15 protein-coding genes are annotated in these 14,420 nt (G+C 40.8%); 1 reads left to right on the top strand and 14 read right to left on the bottom strand.

The genetic code is table 11. The annotated features are described in order from the left end of the window. Position 1: 1 nt before the first annotated feature. Positions 2 to 1,249 (bottom strand): cation:proton antiporter, encoded by a 1,248-nt coding sequence (locus ACSLUF_RS01040; RefSeq protein WP_435624278.1) that lies wholly within the window; start codon positions 1,247 to 1,249, stop codon positions 2 to 4. Positions 1,250 to 1,482: 233 nt separating this feature from the next. Beyond that, on the bottom strand, positions 1,483 to 2,505 hold the full coding sequence (locus ACSLUF_RS01035; protein WP_435624277.1) for a S1C family serine protease: 1,023 nt from the start codon (positions 2,503 to 2,505) through the stop codon (positions 1,483 to 1,485). Between the two features lie 140 nt (positions 2,506 to 2,645). Here ACSLUF_RS01035 and ACSLUF_RS01030 point away from each other — a divergent pair, with 140 nt between their 5' ends. Continuing rightward, on the top strand, positions 2,646 to 3,353 hold the full coding sequence (locus ACSLUF_RS01030) for an urease accessory protein UreH domain-containing protein (protein WP_435624276.1): 708 nt from the start codon (positions 2,646 to 2,648) through the stop codon (positions 3,351 to 3,353). On the opposite strand, the gene ACSLUF_RS01025 is transcribed toward ACSLUF_RS01030, so the two are convergent. The 12 genes from ACSLUF_RS01025 to ACSLUF_RS00970 form a co-directional block, all read right to left on the bottom strand. Beyond that, positions 3,350 to 4,444 (bottom strand): hypothetical protein, encoded by a 1,095-nt coding sequence (locus ACSLUF_RS01025; RefSeq protein WP_435624275.1) that lies wholly within the window; start codon positions 4,442 to 4,444, stop codon positions 3,350 to 3,352. The two genes, ACSLUF_RS01030 and ACSLUF_RS01025, sit on opposite strands and share 4 nt — an antisense overlap. Before the next feature lies 1 nt (position 4,445). Next, positions 4,446 to 5,507 carry a hydrogenase expression/formation protein HypE gene (gene hypE, locus ACSLUF_RS01020; protein WP_435624274.1) on the bottom strand — a complete coding sequence of 354 codons (1,062 nt, stop codon included), beginning with the start codon at positions 5,505 to 5,507 and terminating at the stop codon, positions 4,446 to 4,448. Between the two features lie 9 nt (positions 5,508 to 5,516). Beyond that, positions 5,517 to 6,611, bottom strand: a complete 1,095-nt coding sequence (gene hypD, locus ACSLUF_RS01015; RefSeq protein WP_435624273.1) for a hydrogenase formation protein HypD — start codon at positions 6,609 to 6,611, stop codon at positions 5,517 to 5,519. 11 nt (positions 6,612 to 6,622) lie between these two features. Further along, entirely contained in the window at positions 6,623 to 6,898 is a 276-nt protein-coding gene (locus ACSLUF_RS01010) for a HypC/HybG/HupF family hydrogenase formation chaperone (RefSeq protein ID WP_106144378.1), read from the bottom strand. A gap of 3 nt (positions 6,899 to 6,901) precedes the next feature. Next, positions 6,902 to 9,157 carry a carbamoyltransferase HypF gene (gene hypF, locus ACSLUF_RS01005; RefSeq protein WP_435624272.1) on the bottom strand — a complete coding sequence of 752 codons (2,256 nt, stop codon included), beginning with the start codon at positions 9,155 to 9,157 and terminating at the stop codon, positions 6,902 to 6,904. 5 nt (positions 9,158 to 9,162) lie between these two features. After that, positions 9,163 to 9,861, bottom strand: a complete 699-nt coding sequence (gene hypB, locus ACSLUF_RS01000) for a hydrogenase nickel incorporation protein HypB (RefSeq protein WP_435624271.1) — start codon at positions 9,859 to 9,861, stop codon at positions 9,163 to 9,165. A 3-nt stretch (positions 9,862 to 9,864) separates the two neighbouring features. Then, entirely contained in the window at positions 9,865 to 10,212 is a 348-nt protein-coding gene (locus ACSLUF_RS00995) for a hydrogenase maturation nickel metallochaperone HypA (RefSeq protein WP_435624270.1), read from the bottom strand. A gap of 4 nt (positions 10,213 to 10,216) precedes the next feature. Then, positions 10,217 to 11,692 carry a hypothetical protein gene (locus tag ACSLUF_RS00990; RefSeq protein WP_435624269.1) on the bottom strand — a complete coding sequence of 492 codons (1,476 nt, stop codon included), beginning with the start codon at positions 11,690 to 11,692 and terminating at the stop codon, positions 10,217 to 10,219. Further along, positions 11,667 to 11,933 (bottom strand): hypothetical protein, encoded by a 267-nt coding sequence (locus tag ACSLUF_RS00985; protein WP_435624268.1) that lies wholly within the window; start codon positions 11,931 to 11,933, stop codon positions 11,667 to 11,669. The genes ACSLUF_RS00990 and ACSLUF_RS00985 overlap by 26 nt, the downstream gene beginning before the upstream one ends. After that, entirely contained in the window at positions 11,930 to 12,247 is a 318-nt protein-coding gene (locus ACSLUF_RS00980) for a hypothetical protein (RefSeq protein ID WP_435624267.1), read from the bottom strand. The genes ACSLUF_RS00985 and ACSLUF_RS00980 overlap by 4 nt, the downstream gene beginning before the upstream one ends. After that, positions 12,244 to 12,723 (bottom strand): hydrogenase maturation protease, encoded by a 480-nt coding sequence (locus ACSLUF_RS00975; RefSeq protein WP_435624266.1) that lies wholly within the window; start codon positions 12,721 to 12,723, stop codon positions 12,244 to 12,246. The genes ACSLUF_RS00980 and ACSLUF_RS00975 overlap by 4 nt, the downstream gene beginning before the upstream one ends. A 99-nt stretch (positions 12,724 to 12,822) precedes the next feature. Beyond that, positions 12,823 to 14,415, bottom strand: a complete 1,593-nt coding sequence (locus ACSLUF_RS00970; protein WP_435624265.1) for a nickel-dependent hydrogenase large subunit — start codon at positions 14,413 to 14,415, stop codon at positions 12,823 to 12,825. Positions 14,416 to 14,420 lie beyond the last annotated feature (5 nt).

The raw sequence follows: 14,420 nt of genomic DNA, 5'->3' as shown, positions 1-14,420 counted from the left end.
CTTACCCTCCTTTTAAGTTGAGCTTTGTAATCAGTTTTTCGACAGTGAGTCCTTGTACCAATATTGAAAAAATGACAATGATATAGGTAATCACCAAGAACAGGTCTCTCTCCATAGAATCCGTAAGACCCAATGCCAAGGCAATGGAAATTGCGCCACGCAATCCTCCCCAAGTCATGATCAAAGTGGTATTTGGCACAAAATCCAATCGCTTTTGAAAGAGTTTCACTGGAATGATCAAAGAAATATATCGGCATAGTAAGCCAATAGGAATAGCCAACAATCCCGCATAGATATACACGGCATTCAACTCTAGCACCAACATTTCCATTCCTATCAACACAAACAAAATGGTATTCAACAGGATGTCAATCAGTTCCCAAAACTTATCCACGTAGCTTTCGGTAAGTTTGGACATAGCCTGCTTTCGGGTTTTGTTTCCACCAATCATTAAGCCGGCCACTACCATGGCCAATGGTGCTGAAACATGCAAGTGCGTGGCCACAATGGTCCCCGTCATTACCGTTGCCAAGGTTATTATCACCTCGATATTATAGTCATCTATTCGCTTTAGGAAATAATAGGTTACCCATCCTAAGAACAAGCCCCACAATAAGCCACCAAAAACCTCAACCACAAAAAGTTCTAAAACACTTGACAAGGAGAAGCCCGGTTCTGAACCACTGGCCAATCCGAAAATCGTTAAGAAGACCACTACCCCAACTCCATCATTAAAAAGGGATTCGCCAACGATTTTGATCTCCAGTTTTTTAGGAGCTCCTGCCTTTTTCAAAATCCCTAATACCGCAATAGGGTCGGTCGGAGAAATCAGCGCCCCAAATAATAGGCAATAAATGAAACTTACGTTAAGCCCTAATAGCTGCAGAAGAAAGAATACCGCGGTACCTATCAAAAAGGTCGATACCAAAACACCAAAGGTGGCAAAAACTAAAACGGGCCAACGTTGTTCTTTAAGCTTCTGCAAATCCGTATGCAACGCTCCCGCAAACAGTAGAAAGCTCAACATAATGTCCAGCAAAACCACCTTGAAATCAATTTTGGATATGATGAATCTCTCTGCTTTAAGTAAAGTATCATCAAAATAACTCAATGCAAAAACCGCAAGGGTGAATAAGATGGTGATTAAGGTAAGCCCAATGGTATTGGGTAATTTGAAAAAGCGAAGGTTGAGATAACCAAAGACAGCAGACAGAAAAACAAGGATACTGGTTATGACAAAATAGTCCATTCAGAATCTAACTTAAGGTTGGCAATCGGCTAATTCTTTCAAAGTAAGAATTATTTTAAGAAATCCTTGGTGAAAGCCGTACAAATTGGTTTTTGTTTAAGATTTAATAATACTGGTACTCTAATGCTTATAGGTTATCAAAATAACCAAGCACCCCTAACCCTTTTGGGGAATGTTAAGCCCAATTCTCCTTCCTTTGGAAATCTATCCAATACTGGTCAAACCAATCTTAATTATTGCTTTGGAAAAGTTGTTGCTCCAATTTGCCCCTCACGAAGTACAACGATCGGGATTTGGCTGCCCTTGGGGTAGGTGCTAATCTTTTCCCGAATCTTAAATCCTGAATCCCCATCTAAAAATTTGATTCCAGCAATCTCCAAAATGATATCCCCTCCCAAAAGCACTTCCTCACCATTGATAGTGCCAGATAAATATCCACCTCGCAGACCCAACTTGGCGGCCGCACCCTTGGAAGAGATTGATAAAATTAGGAGTCCGGACTCTTGTGGTACATTCAAGACTCTAGCCATTTCAGGAGAAAGCATCATGGATTCTATACCCGTCCAAAGTGTAGGACTGGAATCGAGTAAGTTTTGTACCACATTGGATGTTGTGACGAAGCCTATACCTTCAAATCCCCCAGAAAAAGTGAAAATACTACTAGAAATACCAATTACCTCCCCGTTCATATTAAACATTGGACCTCCTGAATTTCCTGGATTGATTGCCGCATCGGTTTGGAAAAACTCAATTTTCTCAAAGTCGTTACTCAAATTTTCAGGGGTGTATCTTCCGCTGATTATACCTTTAGTAAGGGTTTGTTTAAATCCATGTGGAGCACCCAATATGAATATTTCCTCGCCAATCTGCACCTCATCCGAATCTCCAATTTTGGCCACGGCTTTATTCGTCGTATCAAAAGTTTCTTTTATTCTAAGCAATGCTACGTCTCCTTGAGGGTTTGAAACTACCACCTCGGCTTCATATGTATCACCATCAACAAACTCCACCTCAATACTTTCTGCAGATTGAACCACATGTGAAGCGGTCCAAATAAGACCCTCTTCGTTAATGAGTACTCCAGAACCTTGAGAGCCCTGACGAACCAATTGCAGGGTTTGTCCGATGGAAACCGGTTCAAAAGTCTCTACATTCAAAACGACTACGGAAGAGCTTACTTGATTATATAATTTTGGTAGTTGGCCCAATAGAAAGATTGGTGCAAACAGGGTTAATACGATTAGGACTTTTCTCATGGGATACTAGCTGTTTGATTTGAACAAAACTAATGTACTTGAGTCAATTGGAAGCGGTTCCAAATGACCTACTTTATAATTACCCAGAATAAAGTAATTCAACCTCCAATAATATCATTAAATGTTAATATATTGTAGTAATGGTTGTTCAATCCCTCTTTGCCGGAATTTTAGCCTCTGTACTGCATGTAATTTCTGGTCCAGACCACCTCGCCGCAATAACTCCCTTGGCCATTGAAACACGTAAAAAGGTATGGCGTATTGGCTTGTTTTGGGGATTTGGACATCTTACTGGAATGTTGGTCATTGGCTTGCTTTTTTTGGCATTTAAAGAGGTTATTCCAGTAGAATTAATCTCCGAGTATAGCGAACAATTGGTGGGCCTTGTACTAATTGGTGTTGGGATATGGGCCATTTTTAGGATTTTCTTCAAAGGTAAAAGCCATAAACACCCCCATATCCATGGAGGTGATAAGCCTTATATTCATGTTCACGACCACAACCATGGAGACAATACCTTGGAACATGAGCATACCCACTCTAGAGCATTAAGCCAAAATAGTTGGTCTTCATTTTTCATAGGAGTCCTGCATGGTTTGGCGGGAATTGCCCACTTTTTACTGTTGCTCCCTGTATTAGGTCTTGAAAGTCAATTGGAAGGAATACTCTATATTATTGGATTCGCCTTGGGAACCGTATTGGCCATGGTGATTTATGCTTATATCCTAGGAACAATATCGAATGGCTCAAAAAAACTACAAAGCCCAAATACGTTCCAGAGTATCCGAATTGCTGGAGGGCTTTTTGCCATAATAGTAGGTGTATATTGGATTTATTTGGGTTTTTAAAGCAGTATATCCATAATCGATAGACGATGATTTCCCGTGTCCGCGACTACCAATTTATCCTCTTGTGTACAGATAGAGAAAGGCCAATATAGAGAACTATCCGTTCCTACAATCGTATCCTTGTTTTCACTTCCCGTTTTGAAATCACGCTTTCCTATGACAGCATCAGCAGTTTGGTTGTTCTTTTCTGGAATTCTTTTGAAATAAAGTAGCCTACTATTTCCAGTATCGTTGACCAACAATCCTTTTTTATAAAAACAGACATCATAGGTCCAATTTAAGGTATGTGAATCTGGAAAAAGCCCAAATTGATTTTGCCCACACGCATCAAAGTTAGGTTGTCCAATAATGACATCCGCTGTAGTTTTGAACGCAGTTTTCCAATCGTACCAAATCAAAGTTCGGTAAAACTGGGTATCCGCTACAGCCAAAATACCCTCAGAATTTATTTTTGCTGAATATGGCCAAATCGGTTGGTTGTTTTCATAATCTCGGGTGGTAAAATCAGGTTTTCCGATAACTTTATCAGCGGCTGCATAATTTTCTAAAGGAATCGTTTTATGATAAAGGATTCTCCGATTTCCCGTGTCAGCCACCCATAACTTTTCCCCATCAGAAAAAACACCGTAAGGCCAATGCAAGCTTTTTGATGTAGGATTTTTTGAAATGCCTTCAACGTTTACTTCATTCGATTCAAAATTGGGTTGCCCCAAAACCACATCTGCAACCTGTCCATTTTTGGTAGGCAACTGATGCCAAATCAGTACACGATGGTTCCAAGCATCCGCGACAATCAAACGTGTTCCATCGCTCCAAATTCCTGAAGGATAGTGCAAACTTTTAGCTGTTACGGTACCTCCCGCGTTTCTTCCGGAACCCTCAACATCCTGTTGGCCTAAAACAACATCAGGCTCTTGATTTAGTGCGGTGGGCAGTTTGTGCCAAATAAAAATACGGTTCTGACCCGTATCTGAAACAAATAGTATATCATTGACCAAGTGCACCCCTCTAGGTGCCAAAAAAGGTTTTTGTTTAGAGCCTTTGAAAATATAAGGATTGGACACCTGTTTACCCAGAGTAGAAAAATCCATACTAACAGATTCGTGGTAATTGTTCTCCAGGCAGCATACTTACCGCACGTTTCCCACCAATAGCGCTTTCCAGAATCACTTGTCCAGGATGTTCTCCTGTCACTGTGCCTATTATTTTGGAATGAACTCCATTTTCATCCCTTTGTAATTTTGAAAGGAGGTTTTCTGCCTCATCTTCTCCAACAAAAGCAAGGAACAGACCTTCGTTGGCAACATATAGCGGGTCAAGCCCCAATAATTCACAAGCACTTGCCACCTGATTATTTATGGGGATATCCTTTTGGAAAATATCAATCCCTAAATTAATAGACTGCGCGGTTTCCTTTAACACGGTGGCCACACCTCCACGGGTTGGGTCAGTTAACAGATGAATGCTCTCTCCAAATTGGTCTAAAAGTTTCGTTATGATATGATTTAAATTAGTAGTATCACTTTGTATTTCAGAATCGAATTCAAGTCCTTCCCGAACGGACATAATCGCCATGCCGTGGGTTGCTACTTGTCCACTAATAATGATTTTATCTCCCTTTTTGATATTACTCGCTGCGATATTTGCTTTGGAATGAACTTTCCCAATGCCAGAAGTATTAATAAAGATTTTGTCACCCTTCCCTTTTTCCACCACTTTGGTATCTCCGGTAACTACATGCACCCCTGCTTTTTCACAAGCGAACTTTACCGCCACCAAAACATCCCAAAACTCTGAAACTTTTAGTCCCTCCTCAATAATAAAACTCAAGGAAAGATATTTTGGGACAGCACCACACATTGCCAAATCGTTCACCGTACCATTTACGGCCAATTCCCCAATATTACCTCCTGGAAAAAAAATGGGAGATACTAAAAAGCTGTCCGTAGAAAAAGCGGTTTTACCTTCCAACTCCAAAAGAGCGCCATCGTGACGAGCGTTTAAAATGGGATTTGATAACAAATCAAAAACCCCACTATCCAACAATTTATTGGTTAATAATCCACCGCTACCGTGGCCCAAGGTGATGACATCAAAATCCAATTTGGGCATGGGGCATTGCAACTGCATGCGTAATTTTTTCTCTTCTGACATTCAATACTGTTATGCTTCGACCATCCCCGAAAAATGATAATACGCGGCGCATGCCCCCTCACTGCTCACCATAGGGGCGCCTAATGGATTTGAAGGCTTGCACTTTTTACCAAACTGAGGGCATTCAAAGGGTTTTTTGATACCTTTCATGATTTGACCGGATATACATTCGGGATTTTCCGGCGCTTCTTCAATGGAAACTTCATATTTTTTGGTGGCATCGAAATCTGCATATTTCGATTTTACACCATACCCGCTCATGGGAATTTCACCAATACCACGCCACATCTGATCTTGAACTTCAAATACTTCGTGAATCACTTTTTGTGCTTCCACATTACCTTCTTCACGAACGATTCTGGCATATTGATTTTCCACTTCAGATTGGCTTTGTTCCAATTGCCGAATAACCATTAGAATACCTTGAAGCACATCCAAAGGCTCAAAACCGGTCACGACAATAGGTACCTTATATTTTGCAGAAAGTGGGTGGTATTCCGCATTGCCCATAATGGTACAAACATGACCTGCCGCCAAAAAACCATCAATTCGGCTTTCTTCATCATCAATAACTGCCTTTATTGCCGGCGGCACTAATACATGGGAAGCCAAAATGGAATAGTTCTTCAATCCTTTACGGTGTGCATGAATCACAGAAAGGGCATTGGCGGGTGCCGTAGTTTCAAAACCAACAGCAAAAAAAACGACCTCTTTTTCAGGATAATCTTCTGCAATCTTCACGGCTTCCAGTGGGGAGTATAGGATACGAACATCTGCGCCCTCCGCTTTTGCCTCCAAGAGGCTTTTTTCGGAACCGGGTACGCGAAGCATGTCACCAAATGAGCAGAGAACGACACCTTTTTCCAGAGCCAAATGAACCGCCTTATCAATTAAGTTTAAAGGGGTAACACAAACAGGGCACCCAGGGCCATGAATCATAGTAATCTCTTTTGGTAACATCTCAATGATTCCGTTTTTCACTAAACTATGGGTTTGCCCACCACAAACTTCCATGATGGACCATGGTCTTGAAACCGTATTCTTGATTTCCTCCAAATATTTTTTTGCCAATTCTGGGTCTCGATATTCCGATAGATACTTCATAGCTGCTTGTTTTACTCTTTTTTGGGTAAATATTCATCCACATCTTCCAATTCACCCAGCTCTCCAATTTCTTCTAAATAGCTGAACGTTTTTTGAGCTTCCTCTTCATCCACTTTGCTAATCGCCACCCCCACATGAACCAATACATAATCGTCCACTTTCGCGTCGGGGAGCATTTCTAAACTGGCTTCCTTGGTAATGCCCCCAAAGGAAACCTTGGCCATTCGTACCAGACCATTATGTATGGTCTCAATACTTTTGATTTTTCCTGGAATCGCTAAACACATAACTTATTCTTTTATGTTTTGATAATAGGCCAATTGGCCCAATGCTATATTTTCATCATTACTTGACATTTCCTTATGGAATAGTAATGTAATGTCATTTTCTTGTGCCAAGCTGATTAAGGTTTGTACCAAAAAGCGATTTTGAAACACTCCCCCACTACAGGCAATGGTTGATATTTCAAAAATCTTTGCCATTTTAACCGCTATACTTGCCAAGGTATACATGAAACTGGCTGCTAACTTGGCCTTTGATTCACCTTGATTTTTCAAGTTGAGTAAGTGCTCTATGATTGTTTTTGAAGGAACGTTTTCAAAGGTTTGCCTTTCTAACAAGTCGATACATTCCCCTTGATACCGCCAAGCTAGATTTTCCAAAAGCAAAGCTGCTTCTCCTTCATAGGTAGAAATATCCAATACATCCAACAAAGAAGCAACCGCATCAAACAATCTGCCGACGGATGATGTTTTGAGTTTTGAGTTCTCCTTCAGTTTTTGGTAAATCTTAATTTCAGTTTTTGAAAACTTGTCTTCAACCTCAACGTGCAAATTGACCAAACTAAACAGTGATAGTCGAGGTTCTTTGGCCATTTTATCCCCAGCCAAGGTATCAAAGTATTCAAAGTGTGCCTTCCGTTCCATTTGGTGATTCTGATACACGAAAAACTCACCACCCCAAATCATCCCGTCATCGCCTAGGCCGGTTCCATCCCAAATCACTCCAAGAACAGGCTTTTGGGTTTCGAATACATCATGCTCTGCCAAAACACTTGCAAAATGCGCTCTATGGTGTTGCACCGCAACCACTGGAACTTTCCAATTTGTAGCGAGTTCTTGTCCTAGAATCGTGCTTTGATATGTGGGATGCTTATCCACCAAAACTACTTCTGGTAATTCTTCAAATAGCTGGGTGTACCGTTGCAAGGTCTCTGTAAAACGCTGGAGTACCTCGTAAGAATCTAAATTTCCAAAATAGGGGCTCACATAGGTGTGTCCATTCGGCGTAAAGGCCAAGGTGCTTTTTAGATGTGCGCCCATTGCAAATACCTTCTCATTTGACTTGGGCACATATCCCATAAGATTGGGTGCCAATCCTCTGGAACGACGCAGCAAAATTTGTTGCTTATCAGCGAAATGCATTACCGAATCATCTTGAGGGAAAACAATTTCCAAGTTATGGTTCAAAAAGTAGTCTGCGACAGCACTCAACTTTTCTCTAGCGTCTTTTTCCGAGGAAAGAATAGGTGAACCATGAATATTTCCGCTGGTAGCCACTAAAGGAATTTGTGCTTCTATTGCAAGTAAGGTTAACAAAGCACTGGAGGGTAACATAACCCCGTAACGGTCTAGCCCGGGAGCTACTTCCTCAGCAAGGTGTCCTTTTGTTTGTTGCTTGGCATCTAGAAGCACAATAGGACAAACTCTCGATTCAAGAGCTATCTGTTCATGATTGGATACCTCAAAGGCTTCATGGATTTTTTCCATGGTAGGATACAGCAAGGCAAAAGGTTTAGTCGGGCGCTTTTTTCGTTGCCGCAATTTTTTAACTGCTTCAGGATTTCTCGCATCCACACATAATAAATAACCACTCGTATTTTTCAAAGCAACAATAGCTCCTTCCTTTAGGAAGCGTGCGACAGTACCTAATATCTCTCTTTCCTCTTCAACAGGAGTTGGTTCTCCTAAATTCCATAGCAGTTGCATCGTAATTCCACAATCATCGCAACTGTTGGTTTGGGAATGGAATCTGGAATCCTTTGGGTTTTCATATTCCGATACACAATGCTTACACATAGTGAACTGGTTCATTGTGGTATGCGCCCTTTCAAATGGGAATTTTTGTGTGATGGCATATCTTGGACCACATTGAGTACAAGTGGTAAAGGCGTACCGATATCTTCGATTTTTTGGGTTTTGAATTTCTATTTTACAGGAGTTACAGATGGCAAAATCTGCCGTAAGTGGTATAGCCACCTTGGCCGTTTTTTGGGAAGGGACAACGGAAAAGTTCTCAAACTCCATGGATTCAATTTCATCCATAGAATGATTTTGGATGATAGCCGCATCCGGTGCTTTTTCCAAAATGTCCTCCATAAAATTCATTAGCTCTTCACTTGTTCCATTTACATAAATCAGAACCCCTTTAGCATTATTACTTACCGTTCCTTTTAGTTGGTGCTTTTCGGCCAAGTTAAAAACGAAAGGACGAAACCCGACCCCCTGGACTTGACCACCTACCTGTATTTTAAAGGTTTTAAGCATTCGGCTTAAAAGCCCTTCTTATCATTTATTTTTTCCACCAACCAATCACACCATTCATCAATACCTTCATCCGATAGGGAAGATATCTGAATGACCTCCAGTTCATGGTTGACCTCTCTGGCGTCTTTTGTAACCGCTTCTACGGAAAATGGTAGATATGGTAATAAATCCGACTTTGACACTAGCATCAAATCGCTTGTCAAAAACATTTTAGGATACTTTTTGGGCTTATCATCCCCTTCTGTTGTCGCTATTAACGTAACTCTAAAATCCTCCCCTAGATCAAAGGAGGCGGGACAAACCAAGTTCCCGACATTCTCGATGAATAGTAGGTCTAGATTTTCCAAATCAAACTTATCCAGCACTTGATGCACCATCTGTGCTTCTAAATGACATATGCCACCGGTTACAATTTGTAATGCGTGAATGCCAGTTTCGCGAATACGCTCGGCATCCCGCTCCGTTTCCAAATCCCCCACCATGACCGCTAAATTGATTTTATCCTTCAATTTTTCAGCCGTCTTTTGCATCAAAGTGGTTTTACCGCTTCCAGCAGAAGAAGTAATATTGATCAAAAGGGTTTTGGTTTTCGCCACTTCCTTTCGGATGATGTCGGCCACAAAATCATTGGCTTTTAACAGGTGTATGTTGGTGTTTTCGCACTGAACCGTGCCTCTAGCTGCTTTAGTTGACTTTTCTATCATGATTTAATCTTCAAATTCTACTTTATGTATTAACAATTCCTCGCCTTGAATCACATTTTTACTTGGGCGTTCACAGTTTTCACATAGGAACCTATAGTTTTTCACTTGGGTAATATGATTACATACTTCGCACTGAATCTTAAGCTCAGTGGATTCTATATTCAACTTGACATTACTGTATTCTGGATGGGATATGTGATACGCACTATAGGCGTTATGCAATAACCTAGGTTCAATGTTTGAAAGAATTCCTACCTTAAGGTGAATGGATTTCATCTTATCGAGCTTTTCCTTTTCAAACTCCATTTCCAAGGTTCTCATAATACTATTTACTATGGATGTCTCATGCATAGGTTTAGATTATTGTGTTTAATCTTTCTAATTTTTCCAATTGTTCTTTCGCCCGATTCAAAAGATTTTCATCGGTAACCAAGAATGTAACTTCTTCTGCCTTTTCTCGCATGGATTGCAGTCTTTCTTCCTCCTGTTTGCCATCTTCATTATGCATAAGCCAACCCAGTTCCAGTTGGTTCAAAAGGGTCAATGCACGTTCGGTAGGATATTTTTCCGTAGTTCGGATTTCTAACGCCTTTTCAAAAAGACTATAGGCCTTTTCATGATTGTTGTGAAGTTTTGCGGGTGGAAAATCCATCAAAGCCGTAGCATAGTTATGGCAAACCATGGCGTGTTCGTAGGGGTGGGTCTCCTTTGTATAGAATTCCAACGCTTCCTTAAAAGCCGAAGCGCAAAACGCGGTCCACATCGGTTTTTCATCTGGTGGCGCTGGAATCTCAGAATAAATTAATGCCAAGGAATGCTGAATTTCAGCGAAGTAATCTGGATAACTATCTTTTTTAAAGACCTTCAAGGTGTCTTGAAAGGCGTTAATCGCAGCCTTGTAATATTGTGGACTTCCATTCTTGGACCAGTGGTATAGCAAATGTGCTTTTTTCAAACCGGCCTCCCCCAAAAATTCGGTGGCCTCTTCGTCTTTAAATGTTTTGATAGCCATATTGATGTGTTCTTTGGCCAAAGGAAAATCCCCTAGAAAATTGGCTACATCACATGCCTCCATGGCCAACAGGGCTGCATTCAAATGGAGTTCATGCGATTGAAGGTATTGAATGCATTCTTCTTGTTTTACCAAGATGCTTTTTAGTGTATTTGTATTGTAAGGCAGTTGTACGTTTTTAAAACTAGCGGTACACCATTGAATCAATAAAGCTATTTGGGCAGTCTTCGCTTCACCTTCATTTAGGAAAGATTCACAGGCTACTCTTGTTTCTTCGAACATTTGAGCATCCAACAATAGATTGAGATAGTGTTTGGCGGTGTAGCATTTTGCATCAGCACTAATAGCCCGTTGAAGTGCATTTGCGTAAAGTTCTCGCAGCTCATTAAAACTGATTCTTGGAGAAAGATTGCCGTAATGATGAAGAATAGCTTTGTTATGTGCACTCAAATCGGATAGCTCTCCCTGTTCAATTTCATAACCAAACTTGAGTTTGGTGGCCAACAACAAATGCTTGTATAACCTATCCGATTCCGAAACATATTGAAAGGCTTGTTGCTCGTTTCCTATTTTATAGAAAAGGATGGCTAACAAATTGCCTTCACTCAATTCCACTTTAGGAAAAAGGTATGGAGGTTCGGTATCGAACCAATCAATAGTGGGTTGAATTTCGCTCTCCTTAACACGAAGCTCCTTATTCCCTTTTCGTACCGGGGCATCCCCAATTGAAACTTGGACCAACTCATTTAAACGGTCCACCGAATTAATGATTTCCTGAATATGGAATTCGTGCTCAGTTGTTGTTGATATCGTAATCATCCTTTTTCACTTTTTGAGTGCCCCTTGGGTCTTTTTCTGCTGTTTGCTTCATGTTCAAAGCTGCAATTTCAGCTAAGCGCTTTGACCTATAATCCGCAATTTCATTTACCAAAATCCGAGAAGGGTCCTTAGTGTCGATAAACACTAGTGAGACCATCCATCTTCCTTTCTCTTCAACAATTCTTGTTTGTACTTCAGCATCCAATAGCCAATCGTCATTATCATCAGTCTTATTTTTCACATTGCTATCTTAATGAGGTTTGTTTTTTCAATCCACTCATACTCCAAATCGCGATCGGTACTATCCAGTTCATTGTCAATGAATATTTCCCGTAAGGCAAGGGTCTTATCCCCTTTTAGATTTCGGTCCTTAAGCAAAAACTGTGTGGGTTCATACATTTTTACGAACCACTGACTGCTTACCGGTGTTATTAACAATCGCTTTTGGTCTTTTACATAAGTAACATAAGCATAGTGCACTTGTTGAAATACCTTTTTAGCCAATTCTGCACTTAAATAAACATGTGAGGAACGTAAAGAGAGCCCTGAACTCATGATACCTTCAATTGCTTTAATTCTTCAAGAATATGCTCAACTACCTTATCCCCAGCTTCCTTAACTGAAGTACTCAAATCAATTTCCAATTTTGTATTGTCAATAGCTATCAGATACACGCTAATGTCCTTTGGATAGGATTGCCCTAGTATTTTCTTTGCATATGAAAGCGCTTGGTCCCATTTCATTCCGTGCAGAAAAACGAGGGGGTCATCTTGTGGAGCCCTCAACACTTCCTCAGCAGGAACCTTAAACAAAGTTCCTACTGGTTCATTTGAGTTGATTACGGCATCAACCATGATGATTTTGTCATGTCCTTTAAGTCCAAACAAGACTTCAAAAGCAGAAGTGCCCATATCAAAAATGCTGACTTCATCAGTATTTACAACAGTTTTACTGAGTTCTTCAATCACATAAATACCGATGGCATCATCACTTCTTACCGGGTTTCCAAAGCCCATAATGGCTGTTTTCATAGCTTTCAGTTAAAATCGGTTTTTGAAAAGTGAGACCTGTTGGAGCGAATTAGCCCAACAGGTCTCAAAATATTCTTGTTTTGTTTAATCTTTAAATTCCTATAGCTTGAATTTTGAAAGTTCAACACCACTTTTTTCATCATGGGCATGTACAGTACACACCAAACATGAATCAAACGAGCGGGCAACAATTCCTACTTCTACAGGATCCAGAGGATCTTCAATAGTTGTGCCCATCAAGGCACTTTCTATGGGCCCAGGATTGTCATTCCCATCCTGTGGGCCAACATTCCATGTGGTTGGAGCCATAACTTGATAGTTTTTAATAACTCCGTTTTCAATTTCAATCCAATGCGCCAAAGCTCCTCTTGCAGCTTCAGTTGCTCCAAAGCCTTTCCCATCCTTTTCTTCTGGTTTGATGTAAAACTCCCCATCCAAATCAATCTCTGAAAGCCACTGCTCGATGAACTTATAAATACGAGGTGCTTCATGAACCCTTGCCAAAACCCGGGTAAACACACTTGGTCCCATTTTCTTTATTATATCCCCAAATAAAGGATCTCGAATTTGGTGTTCTTTGTTGTTTGGATTGGCATTCATCACACAACGTGCCAATGGTCCCGTTTCACAAGCGTGTCCATCATATCTTGGAGATTTAGCCCAACTATACTTTCCACTAAAATCCGTATGCTCCAACGGACTGGACTCGACAGGGGTAGGGATAGGCTCATCCCATGGGTGCAATCCATCTTCCTGATCGCCAAACCAGGAATGCTTAACATGCTCACTTACTTTTAGGTGGTCAAATTCATGCCAATTTTCTCCATCAAAGAAACCACTTGAAGAAATTAATGCATGGTTCCTACCTTCAATGGTCGGATTGTTATATAGGTCTTTATGCAAATAAGTCCCTGTTGCTAAAAACTTACCTACACCTTGTCCAAATTTGTCTAATCCAAATTCCAACCCTGCTCTAATCAACAAACCTAAATCACTATTTTTTTGTGACTCGTTTTCTTCAACCCAAGCCAGCATATCGTCCCATGACTTTATTTCCATATAACGTTCAATGGAACAACCTAACCAAACAGGTTCCAACCAGTCATTTTTAAATTGCTTTAATATAGCATGTGCTCTGGTAATGTCCTTCAGGGTTGGTGCACACATGACCCCGCCAGGGACCATATAACTTGAATGCGGCCACTGCCCTCCGAACAATGCATAGATTTGAACCGGAAGCGAGCTCGCCGTAAGACCAATTTGGAAGGTTTCGCCCACGTAGGCGGACCAGCGTTTTACCACTTCCTTATATAAAGGCTTATTGGCAAATTTTTTGTTTGCCAAATCCGTAGCAAAAATAGCATAGTACCATCTTGGAATACTTTGTAATGTTTCTGAAGCCTGACCTATAGCTCTTAAAAGCAGAGCATTGGGAGAGAGCTTTGTCCCCCAAGCAGTATCTAGGGCTGAGGAAGCACAATAGAGGTGCGAACCGCCACAAATACCACAAATCCTTGGGGTTACAATTAATCCCGATTGAGGATCTTTCCCTGCCATTATTTTTTCAAAACCCCGGAACATCGCAGCTTGCGTGTGGGCCTTGGTCACCTTACCTTCATCGATGTAAACTTTTACATCCAAATCTCCCTCGACACGACCAACGGGAGAAATATTCAATTCTTTAACTGCCATTTTAT

The organism is Flagellimonas sp. (assembly GCF_965601775.1).
In the GTDB taxonomy this organism is placed as follows: Bacteria; Bacteroidota; Bacteroidia; order Flavobacteriales; family Flavobacteriaceae; genus Flagellimonas.
Note: the sequence above shows the minus strand (reverse complement) of the source record. Positions and strands in the feature narration are given on the sequence as shown.

Excerpts from the sequence above, each read along its gene's own strand:
- ACSLUF_RS01040 (WP_435624278.1), bottom strand. The coding sequence starts at position 1,249 with ATGGACTATTTTGTCATAACCAGTATCCTTGTTTTTCTGTCTGCTGTC.
- ACSLUF_RS00970 (WP_435624265.1), bottom strand. The coding sequence starts at position 14,415 with ATGGCAGTTAAAGAATTGAATATTTCTCCCGTTGGTCGTGTCGAGGGA.
- ACSLUF_RS01025 (WP_435624275.1), bottom strand. The coding sequence starts at position 4,444 with ATGGATTTTTCTACTCTGGGTAAACAGGTGTCCAATCCTTATATTTTC.
- ACSLUF_RS00995 (WP_435624270.1), bottom strand. The coding sequence starts at position 10,212 with ATGCATGAGACATCCATAGTAAATAGTATTATGAGAACCTTGGAAATG.
- hypD (WP_435624273.1), bottom strand. The coding sequence starts at position 6,611 with ATGAAGTATCTATCGGAATATCGAGACCCAGAATTGGCAAAAAAATAT.
- ACSLUF_RS00975 (WP_435624266.1), bottom strand. The coding sequence starts at position 12,723 with ATGAAAACAGCCATTATGGGCTTTGGAAACCCGGTAAGAAGTGATGAT.
- ACSLUF_RS00980 (WP_435624267.1), bottom strand. The coding sequence starts at position 12,247 with ATGAGTTCAGGGCTCTCTTTACGTTCCTCACATGTTTATTTAAGTGCA.
- ACSLUF_RS01035 (WP_435624277.1), bottom strand. The coding sequence starts at position 2,505 with ATGAGAAAAGTCCTAATCGTATTAACCCTGTTTGCACCAATCTTTCTA.
- ACSLUF_RS01030 (WP_435624276.1), top strand. The coding sequence starts at position 2,646 with ATGGTTGTTCAATCCCTCTTTGCCGGAATTTTAGCCTCTGTACTGCAT.
- hypB (WP_435624271.1), bottom strand. The coding sequence starts at position 9,861 with ATGATAGAAAAGTCAACTAAAGCAGCTAGAGGCACGGTTCAGTGCGAA.
- hypF (WP_435624272.1), bottom strand. The coding sequence starts at position 9,157 with ATGCTTAAAACCTTTAAAATACAGGTAGGTGGTCAAGTCCAGGGGGTC.
- ACSLUF_RS01010 (WP_106144378.1), bottom strand. The coding sequence starts at position 6,898 with ATGTGTTTAGCGATTCCAGGAAAAATCAAAAGTATTGAGACCATACAT.
- ACSLUF_RS00990 (WP_435624269.1), bottom strand. The coding sequence starts at position 11,692 with ATGATTACGATATCAACAACAACTGAGCACGAATTCCATATTCAGGAA.
- hypE (WP_435624274.1), bottom strand. The coding sequence starts at position 5,507 with ATGTCAGAAGAGAAAAAATTACGCATGCAGTTGCAATGCCCCATGCCC.